Source organism: Bradyrhizobium sp. HKCCYLS3070, assembly GCF_051167575.1.
In the GTDB taxonomy this organism is placed as follows: domain Bacteria; phylum Pseudomonadota; class Alphaproteobacteria; order Rhizobiales; family Xanthobacteraceae; genus Bradyrhizobium.
This window is the reverse complement of record NZ_JBNPTI010000002.1, coordinates 647,179-669,916: the sequence shown is the minus strand read 5'-3', so window position 1 is coordinate 669,916 and position 22,738 is coordinate 647,179. Positions and strand designations below refer to the sequence as shown.

At 65.9% G+C, this 22,738-nt stretch carries 22 protein-coding genes; 12 read left to right on the top strand and 10 right to left on the bottom strand.

Going from position 1 to position 22,738, the window contains the following annotated elements; all coding sequences use genetic code 11:
• Positions 1–3 precede the first annotated feature (3 nt).
• Entirely contained in the window at positions 4–1,629 is a 1,626-nt protein-coding gene (locus ACQR03_RS11710) for a GMC family oxidoreductase (protein WP_316201137.1), read from the bottom strand.
• A 97-nt stretch (positions 1,630–1,726) separates the two neighbouring features.
• A complete protein-coding gene (locus ACQR03_RS11705) occupies positions 1,727–2,905 on the bottom strand; it encodes an acetate/propionate family kinase (protein ID WP_316201138.1) in 1,179 nt (392 codons plus the stop codon).
• Positions 2,906–3,053: 148 nt separating this feature from the next.
• On the opposite strand from ACQR03_RS11705, the gene ACQR03_RS11700 reads away from it, so the two are divergent.
• Both ACQR03_RS11700 and ACQR03_RS11695 read left to right on the top strand, forming a co-directional pair.
• On the top strand, positions 3,054–4,088 hold the full coding sequence (locus tag ACQR03_RS11700) for a cobalamin-independent methionine synthase II family protein (RefSeq protein ID WP_316193225.1): 1,035 nt from the start codon (positions 3,054–3,056) through the stop codon (positions 4,086–4,088).
• Positions 4,089–4,227: 139 nt separating this feature from the next.
• Positions 4,228–4,875, top strand: a complete 648-nt coding sequence (locus ACQR03_RS11695; protein WP_315750352.1) for a hypothetical protein — start codon at positions 4,228–4,230, stop codon at positions 4,873–4,875.
• Positions 4,876–4,887: 12 nt separating this feature from the next.
• Here ACQR03_RS11695 and ACQR03_RS11690 read toward each other — a convergent pair whose 3' ends face one another.
• From ACQR03_RS11690 to ACQR03_RS11675, 4 genes are all read right to left on the bottom strand, one after another.
• The gene (locus ACQR03_RS11690; RefSeq protein ID WP_315718243.1) at positions 4,888–5,868 is read right to left on the bottom strand and encodes a PDR/VanB family oxidoreductase; all 981 of its coding nucleotides are present in this window, start codon (positions 5,866–5,868) and stop codon (positions 4,888–4,890) included.
• A gap of 10 nt (positions 5,869–5,878) precedes the next feature.
• Positions 5,879–6,634, bottom strand: coding sequence for a GntR family transcriptional regulator (locus tag ACQR03_RS11685; RefSeq protein WP_315718241.1), 756 nt, complete (start codon positions 6,632–6,634; stop codon positions 5,879–5,881).
• A 6-nt stretch (positions 6,635–6,640) separates the two neighbouring features.
• The gene (locus ACQR03_RS11680) at positions 6,641–7,684 is read right to left on the bottom strand and encodes an aromatic ring-hydroxylating dioxygenase subunit alpha (protein WP_315750350.1); all 1,044 of its coding nucleotides are present in this window, start codon (positions 7,682–7,684) and stop codon (positions 6,641–6,643) included.
• Between the two features lie 306 nt (positions 7,685–7,990).
• Positions 7,991–8,599, bottom strand: coding sequence for a nuclear transport factor 2 family protein (locus tag ACQR03_RS11675; protein WP_315750349.1), 609 nt, complete (start codon positions 8,597–8,599; stop codon positions 7,991–7,993).
• Positions 8,600–9,694: 1,095 nt separating this feature from the next.
• On the opposite strand from ACQR03_RS11675, the gene ACQR03_RS11670 reads away from it, so the two are divergent.
• On the top strand, positions 9,695–10,174 hold the full coding sequence (locus ACQR03_RS11670) for a VOC family protein (protein WP_315750348.1): 480 nt from the start codon (positions 9,695–9,697) through the stop codon (positions 10,172–10,174).
• Positions 10,175–10,213: 39 nt separating this feature from the next.
• Here the strand turns inward: ACQR03_RS11670 and ACQR03_RS11665 are convergent, their stop codons facing one another.
• Entirely contained in the window at positions 10,214–10,933 is a 720-nt protein-coding gene (locus ACQR03_RS11665; RefSeq protein WP_315718225.1) for a class I SAM-dependent methyltransferase, read from the bottom strand.
• Positions 10,934–11,200: 267 nt separating this feature from the next.
• Between ACQR03_RS11665 and ACQR03_RS11660 the strand changes: the two genes are divergently transcribed.
• The 4 genes from ACQR03_RS11660 to ACQR03_RS11645 all read left to right on the top strand — a co-directional run bounded on the left by ACQR03_RS11660 (position 11,201) and on the right by ACQR03_RS11645 (position 13,419).
• The gene (locus ACQR03_RS11660; RefSeq protein ID WP_315718257.1) at positions 11,201–11,509 is read left to right on the top strand and encodes a hypothetical protein; all 309 of its coding nucleotides are present in this window, start codon (positions 11,201–11,203) and stop codon (positions 11,507–11,509) included.
• Positions 11,510–11,778: 269 nt separating this feature from the next.
• The gene (locus ACQR03_RS11655; protein WP_315750347.1) at positions 11,779–12,177 is read left to right on the top strand and encodes a hypothetical protein; all 399 of its coding nucleotides are present in this window, start codon (positions 11,779–11,781) and stop codon (positions 12,175–12,177) included.
• A 73-nt stretch (positions 12,178–12,250) separates the two neighbouring features.
• A complete protein-coding gene (locus ACQR03_RS11650) occupies positions 12,251–13,057 on the top strand; it encodes a sensor histidine kinase (protein ID WP_315718223.1) in 807 nt (268 codons plus the stop codon).
• Positions 13,048–13,419 (top strand): signal transduction histidine kinase, encoded by a 372-nt coding sequence (locus ACQR03_RS11645; protein ID WP_316201139.1) that lies wholly within the window; start codon positions 13,048–13,050, stop codon positions 13,417–13,419. Before ACQR03_RS11650 ends, ACQR03_RS11645 begins: the two co-directional genes overlap by 10 nt.
• Before the next feature lie 19 nt (positions 13,420–13,438).
• On the opposite strand, the gene ACQR03_RS11640 is transcribed toward ACQR03_RS11645, so the two are convergent.
• Entirely contained in the window at positions 13,439–14,359 is a 921-nt protein-coding gene (locus tag ACQR03_RS11640) for a LysR family transcriptional regulator (protein WP_316235195.1), read from the bottom strand.
• Positions 14,360–14,493: 134 nt separating this feature from the next.
• On the opposite strand from ACQR03_RS11640, the gene ACQR03_RS11635 reads away from it, so the two are divergent.
• On the top strand, positions 14,494–15,774 hold the full coding sequence (locus ACQR03_RS11635; protein ID WP_316201141.1) for a gallate dioxygenase: 1,281 nt from the start codon (positions 14,494–14,496) through the stop codon (positions 15,772–15,774).
• 42 nt (positions 15,775–15,816) lie between these two features.
• Here ACQR03_RS11635 and ACQR03_RS11630 read toward each other — a convergent pair whose 3' ends face one another.
• Positions 15,817–16,974: a PcfJ domain-containing protein gene (locus ACQR03_RS11630; RefSeq protein ID WP_434841251.1), complete on the bottom strand. Its 1,158-nt coding sequence runs from the start codon at positions 16,972–16,974 to the stop codon at positions 15,817–15,819.
• 582 nt (positions 16,975–17,556) lie between these two features.
• Between ACQR03_RS11630 and ACQR03_RS11625 the strand changes: the two genes are divergently transcribed.
• Complete coding sequence (locus tag ACQR03_RS11625) at positions 17,557–19,299, top strand: hypothetical protein (protein WP_316201143.1); 1,743 nt, start codon at positions 17,557–17,559, stop codon at positions 19,297–19,299.
• 223 nt (positions 19,300–19,522) lie between these two features.
• On the opposite strand, the gene ACQR03_RS11620 is transcribed toward ACQR03_RS11625, so the two are convergent.
• On the bottom strand, positions 19,523–21,139 hold the full coding sequence (locus ACQR03_RS11620; RefSeq protein WP_316201144.1) for a flavin monoamine oxidase family protein: 1,617 nt from the start codon (positions 21,137–21,139) through the stop codon (positions 19,523–19,525).
• 136 nt (positions 21,140–21,275) lie between these two features.
• Here ACQR03_RS11620 and ACQR03_RS11615 point away from each other — a divergent pair, with 136 nt between their 5' ends.
• The 3 genes from ACQR03_RS11615 to ACQR03_RS11605 all read left to right on the top strand — a co-directional run bounded on the left by ACQR03_RS11615 (position 21,276) and on the right by ACQR03_RS11605 (position 22,732).
• Complete coding sequence (locus tag ACQR03_RS11615) at positions 21,276–21,680, top strand: nuclear transport factor 2 family protein (RefSeq protein WP_315718215.1); 405 nt, start codon at positions 21,276–21,278, stop codon at positions 21,678–21,680.
• A gap of 276 nt (positions 21,681–21,956) precedes the next feature.
• The gene (locus tag ACQR03_RS11610; RefSeq protein ID WP_316201584.1) at positions 21,957–22,475 is read left to right on the top strand and encodes a hypothetical protein; all 519 of its coding nucleotides are present in this window, start codon (positions 21,957–21,959) and stop codon (positions 22,473–22,475) included.
• Between the two features lie 92 nt (positions 22,476–22,567).
• Entirely contained in the window at positions 22,568–22,732 is a 165-nt protein-coding gene (locus tag ACQR03_RS11605; protein ID WP_315750340.1) for a hypothetical protein, read from the top strand.
• Positions 22,733–22,738: the final 6 nt, after the last annotated feature.

Here is a 22,738-nt window from a genome sequence, read left to right as displayed (position 1 = left end):
GCGTCAGCGCGCGTCCTGCAAGATCATGTCGGAGGCCTTCTCCGCGATCATGATGACCGGCGCGTTGGTGTTGCCCGAAACCAGATCCGGCATGATCGAGGCATCGACCACGCGCAGGCCGTCGACGCCGCGCACCCGCAGGCGTTGATCGACCACGGCGGCAGCATCGGTCCCCATCCGGCAGGTCGAGGTCGGATGGTAGATCGTGCTGCCGGTCTGCCGGCAGTAGGCCAGGATGTCGTCATCGCTCACGATCTTGGACCCGGGATAGGCTTCATCCGAGACATACGGCTTCAGCGCCGGTGCCGCCAGGATTTTCCGCAGGATCCGGAGGCCCTCGATGTTGGCCCGCCGGTCGGTTTCACTGGCGAGATAATTGATGCGGATTTCCGGCGGCACCGTCGGATCCGCGCTCCTGATCCGCAGCGAACCGCGGCTTTCGGGCCTGAGCTGGCAGACCGAGGCGGTGAAGCCGGAGAAGGTGTGCAGCTTTTCGCCCATCTTGTCGGTCGAGAACGGGATGAAGTGGATCTGGATGTCAGGGCTCGCAAGCCGCGGATCGGTCTTGAAGAACGCGCCGGCCGTACCCGCCGCGATCGTCAGCGGACCGTTGCGGAAGGCCGCATAGCGTGCGCCGGCCAGCACCTTGCGCACGGGGTTGTTGACGATGTCGTTGAGCGTGATGCGCTGGCTGCAGCGCATCACGATGCGGACCTGCAGATGGTCCTGCAGGTCACTCCCGACACCGGGCGCATCGAGAACCACGTCGAGGCCGTGCTGCTTCAGCAGCTCGCCCGGACCGACCCCGGACAACTGCAGCAGTTGCGGCGAGTTATAGGCACCGCTCGACACCAGGATCTCTTTGCGAGCGCGGGCCGTCCGCATTCGGCCGCGCTGGCTGAACGTGACGCCGCGGGCCCGGCGCCCCTCGAACAAAATCCGCTGGGCCAGCGCGTCGGTCTCGACGTGGAGGTTGCTGCGGCCGAGCGCCGGCCGCAGGTAGGAGGCCGCGCTGCTGGCGCGGCGGCCGCGACGGGTCGTCGTCTGGAAGAACCCCGCCCCCTCCTGGCTCGCACCATTGAAGTCGCCATTGAAGGGCAACCCGGCCTCGACCGCCGCTTTCACGAAGGCTTCAGACAAGGGGTCCTCGTGCCGCCAGTCGGACACCGGCAGCGGGCCGTCGACGCCGTGGTAGTCATTGGCGCCGCGGGACTGATTTTCCGCCCGCTTGAAATAGGGCAGCACGTCGTCATAGCCCCAGCCGACATTGCCGCGCTGGCGCCAGCGGTCGTAATCCTCGTGCTGGCCGCGCACGTAGAGCAGGCCGTTGATCGAGCTGGAGCCACCGAGCACCTTGCCGCGCGGCTGGAACACGGAGCGGCCGTCGAGTCCGGGCTCCGGCTCGGTCTGGTACATCCAGTTGACGGTCTTTTCCTTGAATAGCTTGCCGTAGCCGAGCGGGACGTGGATCCAGATGTTGGTGTCCTTTGGACCCGCCTCGAGCAGCAGCACCGTGTGCTTGCCGTCGCTGCTGAGCCTGTTGGCGAGAACGCAGCCGGCCGAGCCGGCACCGACCACGACGTAGTCGAACTCGATGTCCGCCTCACGCAACACCACGCTGCCTTCCATCGCTTCCCCACCGGCCTTGTTGTTCTTTCATCCTCGATGATACCAAAAAGCAAGGACATGCAAGCGGCAAATCAGCAGGTCTGGTCGGCCATCTCAGTCATTGCGGCCTCAGCAGGCGCGCGGCGTGCCGCGCGATCATCATTTCCTCATTGGTGTGGACCACGCGCACGCGCACCCGCGATCGATCCGAAGATATCAAGGAATGGTTCGCACGATTGCGGTCCTCGTCCAGCACGATCCCGAGCCATTCGAAGCCTTGGCAGACGCGCTGGCGAATGTGCCATGCGTGCTCGCCGATACCGCCGCAGAACACGACCGCGTCGATGCCCGAGAGGACCGCGGTCATGGCGCCGAGCTCGCGCCTGATGCGGTCGACGAAGTAGTCGATCGCCTGCCGCGCCTCCGGCGTGCCGGCGGCCTCCAATTCGCGCATGTCCTGCGACAATCCCGACAATCCCTTCAGGCCCGAATGATTGTAGAGGAGATCGGTGACCGCTTCAGCCGTCATGCGCTTCTCCTGAAGCAGATAGAGAACGACGCCAGGGTCGAGCTGACCGCAGCGCGTGCCCATCGGCAGGCCGTCGAGTGCCGTGAAGCCCATCGACGAACCGATGCTCTGCCCATCCCGGATCGCACACATCGAGGCACCGTTGCCGAGATGCATCACGACCACCCGGCCCTTCTCGTCGAGCGGAGCGATCTCCTTCAATCGCGAAACGACGTATTCATAGGATAGGCCGTGAAAGCCGTAGCGGCGGATGCCTTGGTCGTAGAACTCACGCGGCAAGGCGTAGGTATCATTGACCCAGGGGTGCGAACGATGGAACGCCGTGTCGAAACATGCGACCTGCACGGCGCCAGGAAAGGCGCGATGGGCGGCGCGGACACCGGAGAGATTGTGAGGCTGGTGCAACGGCGCCAGCGGAATGAGCTTCTGCAGGTCATTCAGAACATCGTCATTGACGACGATCGGCTGCGTGAAAGCGAGCCCGCCATGAACGACGCGATGACCGACGGCGTCGACTTCGGTGCGCCCGATGGCGCGCTGCAGTACCTCGAGCACGACGCCGAGAGCCGCCTCGTGATCGGTGGCGCTCGCTGCATCGAGGCGTTCATCGGCCAGCGGAGCGCCCCTCAGCTTCGCTTCGAGATGCGGCGCGGCACTGCCAAGCCCTTCGATCTGGCCATACACGGTCTCCACAAGGTCGGCATCTTCCTCGAACAAGGCGAACTTGATCGAGGATGAGCCGGAGTTGAGGATCAGGATGTGTTGCATCGGTGATGCCGCCTCGTGACGAATGATGAACTGATAAACTGCAGAAAATACGAATTATTTCCATGACGATCCGAAGACGAACAAAACGCTAGGTTGTATTCTGGCGCCGAGATGACCGTCGGACCCGCGGGAGGGCCACTGCGTGAATATGCCTCGACATCTCCTGCCGACCACCGTGGTCGGAAGCTACCCGCAGCCGGATTGGCTGGTTGATCGCGCAATGCTCTCGAAGTCCGTTCCCCGCATTCGCATGCAGGGCATGTGGCGCATTCCCCGGCCGCTGCTCGACGACGCTCAGGACGATGCGACCATCGTCGCGATCCACGACATGGAACAGGCGGGGATCGACATCGTATCGGATGGCGAGATCCGGCGCGAAAGCTACTCCAATCGGTTCGCGACCGCGCTCGACGGCGTCGATGCCGACAATCCCGCCATCATCATCTCGCCGTCCGGGATCAAGACGCCAGTGCCGCGCGTCGCCGGTCCGATCACGCGGACGCACCCGGTCGAGCTGCGCGACATGGAGTTCCTCCGCCGTAACACCAAGCGTGCCGCCAAGATCACGCTGCCCGGGCCGTTCACATTGAGCCAGCAGGCCCAGGACGATTTCTACGGCGACGACGAGGCACTCGCCATGGCTTTCGCCGAGGTCGTCAATGCCGAGGCCCGCGACCTGCAACGCGCCGGCGCCGACGTCATCCAGCTCGACGAGCCCTGGGTCCGCAACAATCCGCAGGCGGCGCGGCGCTATGCCGTCAAAGCGATCAACCGGGCTCTGGATCATATTACGGTGCCCACCATCGTTCACGTCTGCTTCGGTTATGCCGCCATCGTGCCGGGCTCCAGCAAACCGAGCGGATATGCGTTCCTGGCCGAGCTTGCCGATTGCCACGCCGCGCAGATCGCTATCGAGGCGGCGCAGCCGCGGCTCGACCTCGGCGTTCTCAGGGATCTCTCGACCAAGACCATCGTGCTAGGCGTCCTCGATCTCGGCAATCCCGAGGTCGAGCCGGTCGCGGTCGTCGCCGAGCGCATCCGCAACGGCCTCAAAGTGGTGGCGCCGGAGCGGCTGGTCGTGGCGCCGGACTGTGGCATGAAATATCTGCCGCGTGCGACCGCTTTCGGGAAATTGAAGGCGATGTGCGCGGCGGCGGCGCGGGTGCGCGAGGAGCTCGCCTGAAAGCCCAATGTGGCAGATGCGGCGCATGTCAGGCGCGACCGCTCCACGATGGCGCCACCCTGCAAACCCATTTCCGGAATAAGGCAGGCGGTGAGCGCCGGGGGTCGGCTGGCCCGATTTCGTCGCGAGGGAGGCTCCGATGGCCGTCTGCATCACGTCGAGGAACGTCGCCGCCGCGATCGGCATGCTTGCTGGCGCAGCGGCGAGCGGGACCGCGATGGCCGACCCGCTCGACGACATCATGGGCGGCCTGATGCGCGACGCGCGCAGCTCGTTTGCGCGGATGGTGCCGATCGGGCTCGTACCGACCATGCCATCGCTCCAGCCGCCTCCCATCCAGCAGCCAACGGCACTGCCACCATCCTCTCGGCCCGCGCTCCCGCCCCAGGCTCAGGCCGTCAAGCCGCAGGCGGTAGCGAAACCATTGCGCCCCCGACCGCCGCTCAGTCCCGCCGCGGCGACGTTGGCGGCTGCCGATGCTGCCGAGACGGTCGCCGACGCCAATCTCGATGCGGCGCTGGCGGCCAACGAGAAGGCCATTTCCGACCGCGACGTGGCGGAGGCGCTGGCGAAGGCCAATCCCACCGCAGCCAACATCGCGGCGGCCAAGGCCGCGGCCGAGGCGGCGTACACCGCCGAAGCGAACCTCACCGACGCGCTGTTGGCCGACAAGGAGACCGATGCACGTCTGAAGGCCGCACGCGCCGCCGTCGCAGCGCAGCAGAGCGGCCGGAAGTCCTCAGGCAAGCCGCCGTCGGCGACGCCGGTCAGCCTCGCCGACAAGTAGCCGGCAGCGCACTCACAGCGCGTCGGCCCGTTCCAGCGTGTCGATCGTGACCACGCCGTGGGCGCGGGAAACGCAGGCGCAGAGCTTGCGGCTGTCGTGCTTCTGCTCGGCGCTGAAGAACACGTCGCGATGATCGATCTCGCCCTCGACTTCGACCACGTCGACCGCGCAGACGCCGCACTCGCCGCGCCGGCAATCCGCCATGACCTCGTGGCCGGCGGCATTCAGCACGTCGAGCATCGAGCGGTCGCGCGGCACAACGATCTCCTCGCCGCTGTCGCGCAGCCGGACCTTGAACGGCTCGGTCGACAGCCGGCCGCTCGATCCGAACGTTTCATAGCTGAGATCGGCCGGCACGCGGCCGCACGCCGCCCACGCGCTGCGCGCGGCATCCAGCATCCGCATCGGTCCGCAGAACAGCACGGCTGCTCCGGACGGCAGACTCGAAAAAAGATCGGACAGGTCAAGCCGCTGCGACTGGTCCGCGGCATACACCGTGAGACGGTCGCCGAGCAGCGCCGCGAGCTCATCGACATAGGCCGCATCACCGCGCGATCGCACCGCATAGTGCAGCGAGACGTTCGGCGTCTTGCGCAGCAGCGCGTGCGCTGCTCCGACCAGCGGCGTGATGCCGATGCCGCCGGCGACCAGACAATAATGCGGACGCTGCCAATCGACCTGCAGCAGCGAGGTCGGGCTCGCCACATCCAGCCGGGCGCCGGGCTGCAGCGACCACAGATAGCGCGACCCGCCGCGGGAATCCTCGGCGAAGCGCACGGCGATCCGGTAGCCACGCGGGTCCGCCTCGCCGACCAGCGAATAGGAGCGGACATCGGGCTGGCCGGCGGCGAGGACGCCGACCTTGATGTGGCTGCCGACCGGATAGGGCGCGCAGACGTAGCCGTCGGGCCGCAGGATGAATTCGCGGATGCCCGGCGCAAGGTCGCGTGTCGAGACCAGGGTCGCAGGCGACCAATTGTCCTGGAAACGCATGATCGCCTCCTCAGCCGTTGATCTGCGTCTTGATCAGCACCGCCGCGGGCACCAGGTCCATCGGACCACGCGCCTTCACGGCGAGCCGCAGGTTGCGGGCCGCCAGCCGGGCATGCTCGCGCATGATGCTCTCGGCGCGGGCGCCCTCGCGGTTCTCGATCGCATCGATGACGATGCGGTGATGCTCCTGCGCGACCACCAGGATGTGACGCGCCTCCGGCAGCGCCGATTGCGCCATCACGAAGCCGCTCGGCGAGGCGAACGGCAGCGCGCTGGCGCGGTCGACCTGGCGGATCACCGGCGGGCTGCGCGACAGTTCGGCCAGCAGGGCATGAAAGCGCGCGTTCAGCGCCACATAGGCCGAGAACGCGTCGAACGAGAGCTCGGCCGGCGCGATCAGCTCGTCGATCTGGGCGAGGCACTCGCGCATCGGCTCGGTGTCGCGCACGGACACGCCGCGCTCGGCGGCGAGCCGCGCCGCCAGTCCTTCCATCGTGCCGCGCACCTCGATGGAGTCGAGCACGTCGCGCTCGGAGAACGATTTCACCATGAAGCCGCCGGACGGAATGGCCTCCAGCAGCCCCTCCTCCTCGAGCCGCACCAACGCCATGCGCACCGGCGTGCGCGAGACGCCGGCGGCCTCCACCGCCTGCAGCTCGGAGATGCGCTCGCCGGGGCGCAAGCCGCCGGTGAGGATCAGGTCGCGCAAGGTGAGCTGCGCACGTACGGTCTGCGAGATCGAACGCTCGCTGTCACGCTCGGCCATTCCATTCTACTCCGCGGCTTCACGCAGCGGCGTTTCGCGCGCGATCATCCGATCGATGATCCGCCGTGCCCACATTGCGCCTGCATCGATGTTGAGGTTGTAGAACACGCGTCCCGGATTCTCGTCCATCGCGCGCTGCTGCGCTTCCAGGATCAGCTCGTCTTCGCGGAAGATGCCCGACACGCCCTCGCGGATCTCCGTCGTCAGCCGCTGCTCGGGGAGCTGGTAGTTGCGGGCGAACGCCCAGAAATAGTGGCAGGTCTTGTCGGTCTCCGGCGTGATGGTGTTGAGCACCATGCCGTTGACGCCCTGCGAGCGGTCGCCCTCCGGCGCGCCCGTGCCGGCCGGTGCGACGCCGACGTCGATCGTCACCGTGCACGGCGCTTCGAAGCGGATGATCTGCCAGCGGTCCACCAGACCGGGCTTGCCGAGCTGCTTCGCCCAGAACGGCGGCGGCTCGATGCCGCGCATCCAGCGCGTCACGGTCGCGGTGCGCTCGCCATGGGTGACGTCGAACGGCGCTTCCGCCACCGCGTCGTTGCCGATCGACGAGCCGTGCACGAAGGTCTCGTGCGTGAGGTCCATCAGATTGTCGACCACCAGCCGGTAGTCGCATTTGACGTGGATGGTCTTGCCATCGCCGGCCCAGGCCGGATCGTGATTCCAGTGCATGTCGGGAATGGCAGCCGGATCGGCCAGCGCCGGATCGCCCATCCACAGCCAGATGAACCGATGCCGCTCGACCGCCGGATAGGCACGTACGCAGGCCGAGGGGTTGATGGTCTCCTGCGACGGCATGAAGGTGCAGCGGCCCTGCGGGCTGAATTTCAAGCCGTGATAGCCGCAAACGACGGTGTCGCCTTCCAGCCGGCCCTTGGACAGCGGCACCAGCCGGTGCCAGCAGGCATCTTCGAGCGCGGCGATGGTGCCGTCGGCCTTGCGGAACATCACGACGTGCTTGCCGCAGATCGTCCGCGGCAGCAGGGCCTGCTTGACCTCGGCGTCCCAGGCCGCGGCGTACCAGGCATTCATCGGAAAAGAAGCGGCCATGGCGTGTCCTCGTGGCGGTATACTTCTAGCTGGTCATTGTATACATCAAACGAGGGAGGAGGCGCAAGTTCCGCCTTCTCCCGGCGGAAAACCGCCAATCCTGTATACAATAGCCGCACGACGGTTCCGCTCCAAGGAACAAGGCTGACAGACAATCCCTTCTGATTCAAGCACTTGCGCTGATTCCGCTAGGCACTCCGAAAAGACTCACCCGCTCGGTAACGGCCCCAGAGATCCGCCGGATCAGCCCCCTCGGCGAGAGCTGTTCCGTTCGGAGCGCGGCACCGGCGACGCAGGGGCCGATGATCACAGCCCCTCGCCCCGCAGCCACGCGGCGCCGCGCGCATAGAGCGCTTCGACCTCCGGCCCCTTCAGCCCGGGCATGTCGCGCTTCACCGTGTAGCCGATGCGCGTCTGCAGATAGGCGAGATGCCGATACCCCACGGGAAATTGCTCCAGCAGCGCGCGATCCAGCGCCGGCACCGCGCCCGGCGTCACCGGGTCCATGCGATCCTTCTCGTAGATCGGCTGGCGCAGCACGATGCCCCATTTGCCCGCGCGCTTCTCGAGGAAGTCGTAGAAGCGGCCGGTGCAGAGCACGTCGCACACGACGCCTTCGACCTCGGCCCGCTGTGAGATCGTCATCTTGGTCTGGGAGATCGCGCGATGGCCGGCGAGATCGACCGAGATGCCGCCGAGAAAGTGCAGGATGTTGACACCCTTGGCCCAGGCCGCCTTGCTGATCTCGATGAACTCGTCACCGGTGCCCTGCGTCCACGTCGCCATCATCCGCCCATCCGGATGCCACACCGTGCGGAAACGCTCCCAATCACCGGCATCGCGCCAGATCGCCCAGTTCTGCAACAGTTCGCGGATCTGACGGTCGTCCTCGATCTCGGTGGCGGTCTTGGTCATGTGCATTTCCTCCGTGTTGCGCGGCTGCTGAATACATGGATCGGAGCAGCGCTGCAAAACTCACATTGCTGGTGATGAAGTCCAAAACGCGCCAAGCATTCGATGTCGTCCCGGGCAAGTCCGACAACGCGGAGCGTTGGCGGACGCCGACCCGGGATCCATACGCCGCGGCGGATGTGGCTGGGCGAGAATGGTCGACCATCGTGCCTCGCACATCTCCCTGGGGTTATGGATCCCGGATCGGCGCGCGCGTCGCGCGCTTGTCCGGGACGACAGTTGAGTAGATGTCGACACCTTCGACCTCATCACGGAGGCGAACTGATAAGCATCTTTCATCCCGCGGCACGTCGTGCCCGGGTGATGCAGCATTCGTGTCCCTCTGAACAACGAGAGGGCGCGAGGAAGGCCGGACCTCGGCTGAGGCCCGTGGCCCGCCTGCTCAAAAGAATGCAGGCGGCAGGTACCACAGGTACAGCCGGACAGACCCGGCCTTCCCCGCGCAACGGTTTTAACGGTGTCCTTCGTGCTCTCCCTGGGGATCGGCTCTCTTGCCCCCATTTTGCGACAACGCGCCTTTGGCGCGTTGCGCAGACCTCAGCGTCGAGAGGCCAGGACCACACGACTTCGCCGTCCGTAACGCCCGCGCTCGTCAGGCGCAGCCGTCACGTCCATCGCAGCCCGCCTCCACGTTCGTGACGACGCGTACGTCCCTCTGCTCGAGGCGGGATGGGTGGAGATAAACATGATTTCTGAAAAACAGCAAGTGAAATCTTTTCGCCTCGGGACCAAGGTGTCCGACAGACGACCTCACCGGCATCCTTGTCGCCGCGTATCGGCACACCGGACCGCGCCGCCGCGCTCAGCAACTACGCCGCATCGACCTCACTGATGCGGCAACGTGAAACTCCCCCCTAAACGGTGATGGACCACCCGCGAAAAAACTTGATGGAATCTCCGATCGAGGTGTCGGATTGCGACGTTCCGGACCGTCCTTGGATCAGCCAGATCGAGATCGGCTGGCTCGAGCATGTCCAAAACGGCCGCCCATCAGGCGATGAAGCGCGGCCTGTACTCTGAACGCAAGGGAGCCCTGCAATGGCACAGCACAAAAACACGATCTGCCTGTGGTTCGACAAGGACGCCGAGGCGGCCGCGCGGTTCTATGCCGAGGTGTTTCCCGACAGTCACGTGGCCTCCGTGCACCGCGCGCCGGGCGACTATCCGTCCGGCAAGGCCGGCGACGTGCTGACGGTGCAATTCACGGTGTGTGGCATCCCCTGTCTCGGCCTCAATGGCGGACCTGCGTTCACCCACAACGAATCCTTCTCGTTCCAGATCGCCACCGACGATCAAGCGGAGACGGACCGCTATTGGAGTGCCATTGTCGGCAATGGCGGCCAGGAAAGCCAATGCGGCTGGTGCAAGGACAAATGGGGCATCTCCTGGCAGATCACGCCGCGCGCGCTCACCGACGCGATGGCAGCCGGCGGAGCCGAGGCCAAGCGCGTGTTTGCCGCGATGATGACGATGAAGAAGATCGACGTCGCCGCCATCGAGGCAGCGCGGCGGGGATGACCCTCGCCAGCCGGAGCGCAGCATCGCCGCGCTCCGGCGTCACGGGCGCAGGCACCGCAGATGCAGGAATAGCGGCACGCGCAGCCAGCGCCGGCTGCTGTCGCGGGTGATAATCGCTTCGGGAATGGACGGCTCGCGCAGCGCCTCGATCAGGAATCCCTCCGCTTCCAGCGCTTCGAAATAGCTCTGCAGCGGGCGATGCGCGCTGTGGAAGGTCATGCTGAGCCCGTCGCGCTCGATTGCGTCGCTGAAGGTGTAGGAGTCCAGATAGCTGCCCTGGATGACGAAGGGCGCATCCGATGCCAGGCTCGCGAACCGCCCGGCCGAGTTGAGCGGGTGGACGATCGCCATGCAGAAGCGGCCGCCGCGCCTGAGAACCCGCGCAAGCTCGCGCACCGCGGCCGGCATCGCGTCAACGTCCTGCAGCGACATGAAGGCGATCGCGAGATCCGCGCATGCATCGGCCAGCGGCAGCGCGGCCGCGTCCGCACGCACGACGCCGATCGTGGGATCGGCCGCCCGGGCCGCGGCGATCAACGACGGCGATGCATCGACGCCGACCACTCTGTGCCCTTCGGAGGCGAGATGTCGCGACAGCCTGCCCTCGCCGCAGCCGATGTCGAGCGTGAGCGCACCGGGCGGCGGCAGCAAGCGGCTGAATTGCTCGCGATGGTGGCGCCAGAAGCTGTCGTGACCCGGCGCTCTCGCCCAGGCGAGCCACCGGCCGGCCTCTGCTTCCCACTGCTCGCGCAAATTCATCGCGGCCTCCTCGCCCGACCCTGCGGATTCAAGAGCCGCGCTTCTTAAACTGCTTCCTCGCCCAAGTCATCAGCGGCGCGGGTCGTTACCTGACGGGCATGCCCGTCCGTGTGCCGCTCGAGACCAACAGCGTCCTGTCCGATGTCGCCACAGCGCCGCACAGGCAGCCGTTCGACGCCAAAACAAATGCCACCGCCGGGGAACCATGGGATGGCCAGCAGATTGGTTCCATGACGCAATCCCCGCACCCGGAGTCATGTCATGACCATGAAGATTCTTACGATCACGCTCGCAGCCGCCGCGAGCACATTGATGGCCGCAGCCGCCTCCGCTGCCCCGCTCACGGCCGGAATATCGATCCTCCCGGAGAGCAGCATCCAGCAGGTTCGCATGGTCTGCAACGAGAACGGCCGCTGCTGGCGCCAAGGCCGCGAACGCCGTGTCATCATCCGCGAAGACCGCGGCGCCTACGGCTATGGCCGGCACGAGCGGCGTGGCTATGAAGGACGTGACTATGAAGATCGTGGCGGCATCGGCATCCACGCGCCCGGCGTGAGCGTCGGAATCGGCCGATAACACGTCCGACGTCTGACTCATGCCAAGGCATCGTGATCAGGACTGCACATGATCTACAAATGAGCCAAGCGTCCGACGTTCGCATGTCGATGCAACGATGCTACGAACGTCGGATGAGCCGCAGGGCCAGACTCGCTCTCGCTTCAGGCGATGGCGGCGACCGGATCCTCACGGCAAATAATTTCGGCTGGACCTCGCTATTGCGCGCGCACACACCATATGTTGATGATCACCGCGCGTCCCCCGGCTGCCATCGGTGACTGAGAGCCATGCGCTCCCGCCGCGACCAGAAGGCGGACAGCATGTCGAAAACTTCGAACACCTCTTCGAACACCACCACGTCCAGTGCGCGCGTGGTTGGTGCGACCGCTCCTGGCGCCGCCATTCTTTGGGCTGCCGATCGTCGCCGCGATTCTGATCCGGTGGCCGCCGTTCGCAGCGGGGCGCTTGCGCCAGGTCACCCCGACAAGCCGTCCGAGCCGGCCAAGCGAGAGCGGTCATCGCTGCACGCGACGCTCGCCACCAGGGCGGAGAATGCGCTGGAGACGGCGGGCCTGATGCAGCAAGGCGGCGAGCGCGCTGCCGCGATCAGGAAGGCGACCATCCTCGCAAACGCCGCCGAGATACTCGGGCATTTCAACGGAAGTGTCCGTTCGCGAACGAAGTGACGCTGGGGCGGCCTGCTCCTGCGTACCATCGTGCCCGCCGAGGGCGGCATCCGGTGCAAGGACATGTCAGCCAATGCTCGAGATCAACCTCACCACAGAGCCTCCTCACGGCACGGTCGTGGATCCCGACTTTCTGCTGACGGAAATCATCGGGCTGAAGCGCCTGCTCGCCGAGGCCGAGAGCAATGCCAAGACCCGGTCCGAGCAGGCCGAAATCGAGGCGAGAGAACGCGAGACGGCGAGCAGGCTGCAAAAGCTCATTCTCGAGGAGCTGCACCATCGCATCAAGAATACGCTCGCGACGGTCACCGCCATCGTCTCCCAGAGCCTCCGCAACGTGCCGGCGACCAAGGATGCACAGCATGCCATCTCCGGGCGGCTCCTGGCCCTCGGACGGGCACACGATCTCCTCCTGCAAGCGAAATTGTCCAGCGGCGATCTCCGCACGGTGATTCGTACGTCCGTCCAGGCCTTCGACACGCCCGACGACTCACGCTTTGCGATCACCGGACCCGACGTGCTGGTGACGCCGGATGCCGTCATCGCCCTCGCGATGACGCTCAACGAGCTATGCACGAACGCCCTGAAGTTCGGCGCGCTGTCCGTGCCGGAAGGACGCGTCGATCTGCTTTGGACCGTCGACCAACGCCGGGTCCGCTTCGCCTGGACCGAAAGACACGGCCCGGTCGTTCAACAGCCCGCCAGCCGAAGCTTCGGAACCCGGCTGATCGAAACGCTCGGCGTGCAGCTCGGCGGCGAGGTTCAGTTGACCTATGCGCCGTCAGGGCTCTCCTACACGTTCGATGCGCCGATCGCCGTTCTCGACTCTCCCGTGAGACCGCCGATGCACGCAACAGAAAGGGATCTCCGATGTCGCTGAGCCAATTTCGCGTCGATGAGCAGCCGCATACGATGGACGGATTGCGCCTGCTCGCCCAAGATGGCGCCGTCGGCGTCGAGGCCTTCGTCAGCCGCAAGGTGATGGACATCTGGGCCGAGTCGATCGAGCACACGGGCAGCCGGCAGAGCCTGTTTCGTGTCCAATACAATGCGCTGGGACAATTGAACCTTGCTGCGATCGAGCGGATCGTGAGCAGGAAATATCGGCGCGGCGCCGCATCCAACCGGCAGCATCCCTTCATCGAGGTGCTGTTCTCGGATATCGCCGACAGCGGTGAAACGCTCAATTTGAGCGAACTGGTGCGAGAGCCATTGCCGCCGTCATTCCATCGGCTTGCGTGAGACAGACGGACGGCGCACCTCAGGTCTGACCGATCAGGGTGTGCGCGGACGCGGCACAGATCTCCTCGAGGAAGTCGAGGAAGACGCGGGCGCGCGAGGAGATCAGCTTGCGGCTCGGAAAGATCGCGGTCAGCTGGGCGGCGCGAGTGTCGAACACGACCCCCCTGCCGATCTCGACCAGCCGGCCCTCGCCGAGCAACTCGACGCAATAGTGCTCCGGCAGAAAGGAAATGCCGGCGCCGTGGGCGACGGCGCGGCGCACCGCCAGCGGATTGTTGATGCGGGCGACATGCGCACCGACGTCGAAGCGGACGAGATGGCCGTGCTGCTTGATCATCAGGGTGCGATCGCCATAGCGCCGCTCGCAGATCATGAGATGGCGCTCCAGCGCGCGGACGTCCTCGCCGATGTCGTGCGCGGCGAGATAGGCGGGGCTGGTCACCCAGATCAGGCGGCCGCCGATCAGCACTTTCTGCGCCAGCTCGGAATTCTCCTGCACGCCGACCACGACCGCGATGTCGAAGCGGTCGGCCAGCATGTCGATCGCGCGCGTGGTCGCCTCGACATCGAGCTCGATGCGCGGATAGCGGCGGTGGAATTCGGCGAGCTGCGGCGCCAGGATCTCCTCGCAGAACGCCGGCGGCAGCGCCACCGACAGCCGGCCGCTGGGCACGCCGACCAGCCCGGTCATGACCGCGTCGGCTTCCGAGACCTGATCCAGGATCTTCTGACATTGCTGGAAGAACAGCTCGCCCTCGCGGGTCACCCGGACGCGCCGCGAGTTGCGGTCGAACAGCCGGATGCCGAGATCCTGCTCGAGCCGGGCGACCGATTTGCTGACCGAGGATTTCGGCATGCCCAGCGACCGCGAGGCGCCGGTCATGCCGCCGGTCGCCACCACCGCATGGAACACAGGAATGTCCTCGATCCGCCATTTCATCCGAGAGCCGCTCGTTCATCGAGAGAAACGATCCGTGCACGTTAGCATGATTGTCTAGCAGGGGAAACTTCGTATGGTCCGTCCCGGCGCGGCCGGGGGTGACAGTCAGCGGCGGCCCATTCGCGGAGGGACACATGGCCCGGATCATCGGCGGCATCGGCGCATCGCACTCGCCCACCATCGGCTTCGCACGCGACACCAACAAGCAGAACGACCCGGCCTGGAAGCCGATCTTCGACGGCTTCGCGGTCGTGCGCGACTGGGTGAAGCAGAAGGACATCGATGTCCTGTTCATGATCTACAATGATCACATCACCTCGTTCTTCTTCGATCACTACTCCGCCTTCGCGCTCGGCATTGACGACCGCTATGTCGCCGCCGACGAAGGCGGCGGACCGCGCGACGTGCCGCCGGCGAAGGGCCACCTCGGCCTGTCGCAGCACATCGCGATGGCGATGATGGCGGACGAGTTCGACATGTCGTTCTTCCAGGGCAAGCCGGTCGATCACGGCCTGCTGTCGCCGCTGTCGATGATGGGCGATGCCAGCGGCCCGTGGCCGGGCATGGTGGTGCCGCTGCAGGTCGGCGTGCTGCAGCTGCCGATTCCCAATGCGAAGCGGATGTGGAAGCTCGGCAAGACCCTGCGCAAGGCGATCGAGAGCTATCCGGAAGACCTGAAAGTGGCAATCTTCGCCACCGGCGGGCTGTCGCACCAGGTTCACGGCGAGCGCGCCGGCTTTCTCAACGAGGACTGGGACAACGAATTCCTCGATCTGCTGGAAAAGGACCCGGAGCGGCTCACTGCGATGCGGATCGCCGACTATGCAATCAAGGGCGGCATGGAAGGCGCCGAGGTGATCATGTGGCTGATCATGCGCGGCGCGCTGTCCGAGAACGTGAAGCTCGTGCACAGGCAGACCTACGCACCGTCGGTGACCAACATCGCTACCCTCGTGTTCGAGGATCTCGGCGGCGCGCCCGACCCACGGGAGGTCGCGGCCTATCGCGCGCATATCGGACATGAGCTCGCGGGCGCCGAGACGCTGGCTGGTACCTATCCGTTCACCCATGGCCGCAGCCAGGCCAATTTCCGCATCAACGACTTCCTGCACCGGCTCGTCATCCCCGCGCATCGCGCGAGATTCGTTGCGGAATTCGACGCGCTGGCGGACGAGCACGGTCTCACGGACGAGGAGCGCGACCTGATCCGCAACCGCCGCTGGATCGAGATGATCAGGCGGGGGGTCAGCTTCTTCGTGCTGGAGAAGATGGCGGCGGTGATCGGCGTCTCCAACCCGGAGGTCTACGCAGCCTTCCGCGGCGAGACGCTGGAAGCCTTTTTGAAGACCCGCAAGGTCCCGATGCGCTACTCCGTCGCCGGCGGCGCCAAGGCGGCCGCGATCGACGGACATTGATACCGACGTACGAGCTGCGTCGCCCGGCAGGGGCGACGCAGCTCATGTCTGCGGCAGCTCGATCCCGCGCGCCTTGGCCCAGCGCTCCAGGACCTTGCGCTCGTCCGCGTTAGCGACGCGGTTGGCGAAGCCGCGGATCTGAACCGCGCGGTGCCGCGGGTTGAGCTCGATCGTCAGCAGCCGCTGCGTCTTGCCGGCGTGACGATAGCGCAGCGACCAGATCGAGGCGTGGCCGGCAATGCACTTGTCCGCGTAGCTCGCGACACAGTGATGCATCGCCCTGGACTCCGCGACGAGATCCTCGGCGGTCCGCAACTGCATGATGACATACGCGTCGCGCGTGGCCGAGCCCTTCGACGGGCTCCATGACCAGTCCGTCAGCGCGGCCCCCGGCCAATGCGCTGGCTCCGCGGTCCGTGCCGCCATGCGGCCACGGGCGATCTCGGCCCGCCGGCGCGCCGCCTCGATGCGCGCGATCACCGCGAGATCACGATGCCATGCGTTCATCAGCCGGCGCAGCGCGGCCAGCGAGCGGCCCTTGAGGCTGAACTGGCGCTCGCGCCGGCGACGATGCGCGATGTAGTCGCAGAGATCGTCGATCTCCTCGCCCGTCGTCGGATGTGCGCAGAAGAACTGCGCCGCCTCGCGCCAGAACGCGATCTCGCCGCGCGGCGTCCGCGCAATCCTGGACCGGGCAATCCGCAACACGATCGCCGGATCGCTCGTGTAGGACCGCGCGATCGCCTGCCATATCGCCTCGTCGAAGCCGACCTGCCCGAGCGGATGGAGAAATGCGTGAACCTCCTTGCGCGACAGCCAAGCCGAGGCGCCTGCCTTGTACAGCGAGCCGCCGCCGGCGACCGCGATGTACCAGCGCTTGCGCAGGATCGTCTCGTCGCGGCCGAGCCCGCCGTCATCGATCCAGATCAGCTCCAGGTGCTGGGCCAGCGAATAGCGGCCAAACAGATGACGCGCAGCCGCCAGCCGCAGCCGCGCGGCGTCGCGCGTCTTCAACTGGGGCTTCCAGCCTTCTGGATCGCGAATGATGTCAGCCTCGAAGCCGCGCCGCGCCTCGCGGATCGCATTGTGCAGATCCGGCGGCGAACGCGTCGGCCGCACCGCGCGGCGCAGCGTCAGCTGATAGGCTTCAACCCGCGCGCGCTCGGCCTCCCGCCGGCGCGCCATCAATGACTGTGCCATGGTCGTTCAACATGATGGAGTGACTGTCAGCCGAACGCACTGCGGGCGTCGGCACGGATCGTGTCGCGCACAGTGGACTTGACATGGCTGATGGCCTCTCGCGTTGAACGCTTTGAGTATTGAAACGGGCGACGCTCATACATCCGAACTGCAGATATTGCAAGCCGTCGCGCGCCACTCTTCAGCGCAGGCATGTCACGAGGCATCAGCGGCGGGGCACGCCAACGCTATATTCTTTCAGCCGCGCATCATCACGAAGCGCGGCGCTGTTAGTTGCAAATGATTCTATTCACCGACGAGCAGGATGCAGCGCCCAATCAGGCATGCGGCAGAACGTCGCACGCGCCCAACGAATATTTCTCCTCCGCCAGACAGAAACAAACAGACTGGAAAGCCGGCCCGCTGCCCGTTCGATGACGACTTTGCAGCGGCCGACGGCCCGATTGTGTAACTACAAAGCTCCTCACGTCACGACATGCACCATCCCGACGACCTGCATCGAAGCGATACAGGCGAACGCAGATGCATTGCCGACCAGGATTGTCATGCCGCGACAGCAGTAAAGTGTGAGGAGACGATCGAATGGCCACCAACTTCAATGCGACTGCGCTCGCCAACGGCACGTCCAACCTGCTCACGCGAGCGAGTGCGCTCAATCTGTCGACCGATCTGGTTCAAGCCGGCGTCGTCTTCGACGACGCCGTTCGCATCTCGCTCGGCCTCTATTCCGGCAGTCAAGGCAGCGGCAATTCGAACACCTTCCTGTCGAACTACACCACTGACATCCATGCGGTGCAGAACGATATCGCGGCCATCCTGGCCAACCCGAACGACGTGACGATCGGTGGCGAAACGTTTGCGCTGAACTCCACAGACATCGCCGCGCTGACCAACGTCCAGACCCAGCTCGGCACGCTGCTGACCGCGGCCGCGCAGACCACGAATGCGACGACATTGTCGGCGGCGTCGCAGACCATCCACGCGTTGCAGACCGAGATCCTGTCGGAGATCAACAACGACGCGCATCTGTCGGCGGCACTCAACAACGTCACCTTCACCGCCAATACCGGCGCGACCGACGTTGCGTTCCAGAACCTGCCGGCAGGCGCAGACGATCCGACCACGCTCGCGGCCGCGACGGCGGGCACCAGCCTGAAGGTGGTCGGCGAGGTCTTCAATGCCGCAGTGAGCGTCATCTCCGGCGGCATCAACGCGACCAATCTGACCCAAGTGACCAACGACCTGACGGCGGTGCAATCGGGCCTCACGGCCATCCTCGCCAACGCGACCCTGCTCGCGCACATCGAAGCCGGAGAAACCACCAACGCGGCAGCCGCCACGACGCTTCACCTCCAGACGGTGCTGAATCAGGTCACACTGCAGCTCGAGAAATACGATGCCGCCGCCGCGACCGGAAACACCACCGCGCTGCGGGGCACGGCGGACAATCTGCTCGACATCATCGACATCGTCCAGAACGACGCCGCTTTGAACGTCGCGGCCGGCGGTAACGGCAATCCGGGCCACACCGGCGGCTTCGCCGAGGATCCGGGCGGCCTCACCGGCACGGTCACGCGGTTCCAAGACAATCAGGCGCAAACCAATTTCTGGGCCACCTTCGTCGCCGAGGCGAACACGATCAACGCGCAACTGATGGCGATCGTGAACGGCAGCGGTACGGCCAGCCAGGCGCTGATCACGCAGATCGAGAACTACAACAATTTCGGTGCCAGCTTCGATGCCGCCCAGGGCGCCGTGTTCCAGGGCCGTTTCGACAACGAGCTCAACAATGGCACGCTGCAGGCGGACTCCGCCACCGCCATCAAGGGACTGCAGGGCATCCTGAACGGGGATACCGGCGCGGCGCTCACTTCGGACCTCGCGATGCTGACGGCTGCCGGTGAGGGCTTCGTCGCCGACGCGAACGACGTCAGCGGCAACAACATCGCGATCGGCGGCGCGACCTATGTCGGATCGGCAACGACGGTCTCCAAGGCGACATCGGTCGCCGGCCTCGCCCAGGGGACGACGAAGGTCACGGCCACGCCGAACATCGCAAACGGCACCGGCGGTACCAGCACGTCCACGGCCGCGACATCGAGCGGCGGAACCACGACCAAGGCCGGGACGACGACCGCGACCAACGCCACCGGCAATACGACATCGACGACCACCAAGACGACCACTCAAGGCTCTTCGCACCATCACCACAACAACACGACGGCCGCCGCCCACAACTCGACCTCCACCCACACCACGGCAGCGGCGCATTCTTCGACCGTCGTCGATCATCACCACCACGCACTGCACCACATCTGGGGCTGATATAGCCGACGGCGCGCGCCGGACATCGGTCACCGCTCCACGGTAGCTGTCGCGCAGGAGGTCGAGCTCGGCGCCCGCGAGCTGCGCGAGGTTGACCTCGACCTTGTCGCCGAAGCGCAACTGCTCCATGAGCGGAGCGAGGTGCGGAAAGGCCGCCGCCATCGTCTCGATGGTGGGGCGTTCGATCTGCAGCCTCATGGCTCGCACCTCGATGCCGTCCGACTCACGACGACACTCTCGTCGGCGGGCGCATCGCCGCTTCCGCCTTGGCCAGCAGCAGACGGTTCGCGGCGAGCGAGAACTCCTGCCAGGCGGCGGCGATGTCGCGCAGGATCGTCTGCAGATAATCCTTCGACGGCTTGTGCTCGAACGGAAAGTTCGACAGCGCGCAGGAGGTGCGGTTGAACGCGACGGCGTCGTCGAGCAGCGACTGCATGACGTCGCGAAACGGCTTCTGGATCTCGGGCATCAGGGCGGAGCGACCGCGTTCGACGGCGACGTCGCGCATGTCGAAGGTCAGTGCGTCCAGCACCTGCAGCGCCGCAGCGAACACCTGCTCGGTGGCCCCGAGAAGAGCGAGCTGGGTCAGCTGCTCGCGCTGCTGCGCGGCGAGGCCGCGGTTGAGCCGCTGCCGATAATCGTCGAACGCGGCATCGCGCTGCGCGGCGACCCAGGCGCCGAACCAGGCGAGACTCGCTGCGTTGCCCGACAGCCCGTCGCCGATCGCCGCGGCCGGGCGCGGCCCGGCGGTCTCGCTGATCACCCGGGCCATCGCGCGCTCGATGCGCCTGGCGGCGTTCAGGGCACCTTCGAGATAGCCGGCCGCGTGGCTTGCGGTTTCGGCGCCACCGAGATGCAACCGCCCGTCCCATAGCGCCCGCCGCAGCATCGGATTGGCGATCTCGCTGTGCTCGCCGCGCGGCGTGGTGCGATCCAGTGCGCTGCAGGTGAAGCGCTCGGCCGCCCAGTCCTGATAGTGCTGCTCACCGCCTTCCAGCGCGGAGCCGAACAGTTGCACCATCTGGCTGTCCATCAGCAACGGCAGCCCGACGCTGAAGGTCGCGCGCAGATCGGGCGGGAACGCGAGGAAGCCGCCGAGCGCAGCGCGGTCGCCGCCGGCATCGCAGGCATCGAAGATCTCGCCGATCACGGCCTGCTCGTGGCTGACGAATGCATTGCCGGACCGGCCCTGGTCGCGCCAATGCGCCTGGTCGTAGGCGATCACGACCTTGGCCTGCGCAGCCATCCAGGTCTCGGCGCCACGCATCGCCTCGAAGGTCGCGTCGTCCAACGCGGGAAAGAAGCCGACGTGGTCGATCAGCAGCCGCGGCGGCAGCGCGAGCACGGCGCGCCTGGCCTCGATCGCGACCGATTCCGTTGCTGTGGCGAAGATCAGCCGCACATGCGTGCCGCAATCGACGATACGCATCAGCTCATGGCCGAGATGGATGAAGGGCTGCGGCAGATCGCGCGCCAGCGCCTCGATCAATTTCGTCATGCCGCCGGAGAGCCGACGCGCGCCCTGGTGGACCGGCGGCCCGCTGATCTGCTCGGCCGGCTTGTCCGCCTCTTCCAGATGAAGGACCGTGCCGTCATCGTGCTGGGCAAAGTCGGACAGGCCGAGCTCCGCGACCAGGCTGGCCAGCAGCGGCTGGGTGTCCGGCCAGAACCAGGTCGGGCCGAGGTCAAGCGCAAGCCCCGCCTTGCTCCTGGCCGACAGCACCCGTCCGCCCAGGCGATGTCGGGCTTCGAACAAAGCGAACGTGCTGCCGCGCTGCTGCAGGCTGCGCGCAAGTGCCATTCCGCACAATCCACCTCCGACAATGGCCGTTTCGAGCATGGCAGGACCTCGGCTGATGCGTTGCGATCGCGTCTCGACCGCGTCCTGCAAAAAGCTTGCAAGTTTTCGCAGGCGCGCGGATGTGCGTTTCCAAACATTGCTTGATTTTCGCACCGGCTTGGCTCACGCCATCACGATGAGCGATGACCGCGAGATCCTGGCCGCCAATGCGGCCTTCTATGCCGCCTTCACGGACGGTGATTTCGCGGCGCTCGTCGCCCTCTGGGCCGATCGCGACGGCATCTCCTGCATTCATCCCGGCTGGCCGGCGATCGTCGGCCGCGCCGCCGTGATCGGCAGCTGGCGCGACATCCTCGCCAACCCGGGTCGGCCGAACATCGTCTGCGCGGATCCGCACGCGATCGTCGACGGCGATCATGGTCACGTGCTCTGCATCGAGCTGGTGGACGGCGCGGCGCTCGCCGCGGCCAATCACTTCGCGCGCATCGACGGCGCCTGGCGGATGATCCACCACCAATCCAGCCCGATCGCGCAGCTCGCGACACCGGAAGACGACGCCGACGGCCATCGCCTCCACTGACCGCCGCATCTGGCACGAAACTTGATGTGTCCTCCCTGACCGGCAGCAATGTCGGGGATTGTTGATTTTCGTCGCGTCGGATTTGGACCGGATGTCCGTCTCCACGCAAGGCGATCTGCGCAGGCTGCGACCAGCAACGTGCAGATGCCGACGGGAGACAGGGATGGCACGCGCTCTGACCGCCTATCTGAAACGCAGCGATGTGCCGACGCGCACAGCGTTGCAGCAGGCCATCGACCTCGCGCTCGGACAGGCGAAGGGAGTACTGGTATGAACATAACGGCTCCGCTGCAGCCGACGGCGATCCATGCCGTTCCCGCCGAGCTCTGCGACTGCGGCTTCCGTCTGCTGATGATCAGGCAGTTCAACGTCGGCGCCGTGCCGCCGGCCTTCGCCATCATCGATCAGCGCGTCATGCGCATGCCGCAGCGGCTCGGCCGCCATGGCGTGTCGTTTGCCGCCACGTTCCTGCCCGAGGTGATGTCATGGCTGATCAATCATCTCGGCCGGCCATCGCTGCATGATGAGACCGGCCGCTCCTACCGCAATCCGCGCTGGCCTGTCGTGTGCTGGCATGACCAGGAACGCTACTGGCCGAGCGGCGCCGTCACGGTCGAGTGGTTCGCCGAGGTTGCCTTCCAGGATCACGCCTCTTGGATGGCGTTCCGTACCCATTGGCATGACGACCTGATGGGCCGGAATGGCGACGTTGACGCACCCGGTGGAGAAACCGATGCGTGCGAGCGGGACGCGGCGGGAAAGGAATTTGCCGACGACGCGTTGCAGCGAGCATGATTTGCCAAAGTCGCGCGACAGCATGACCGGACCTTGTCCGCGCAATTCTGCCGCGTGATAGTCGAGTGGCCACAGCAGCTGCGGAGGATCTCATGCGCTACGTCTCGTGGTTTGGAGGCTGGCTCGGCACCTTCCGTTCCGAGCGCATGGCGGAGCAGAGGACGACCGGACGAAACGCGGCCGTTCTTCCGCGGCGGTCCGCCGGGCTCTCGAGCGAGGATTTGTTCTACATCGCCATGCTTGGGCCGCACGTCTGACCGGCG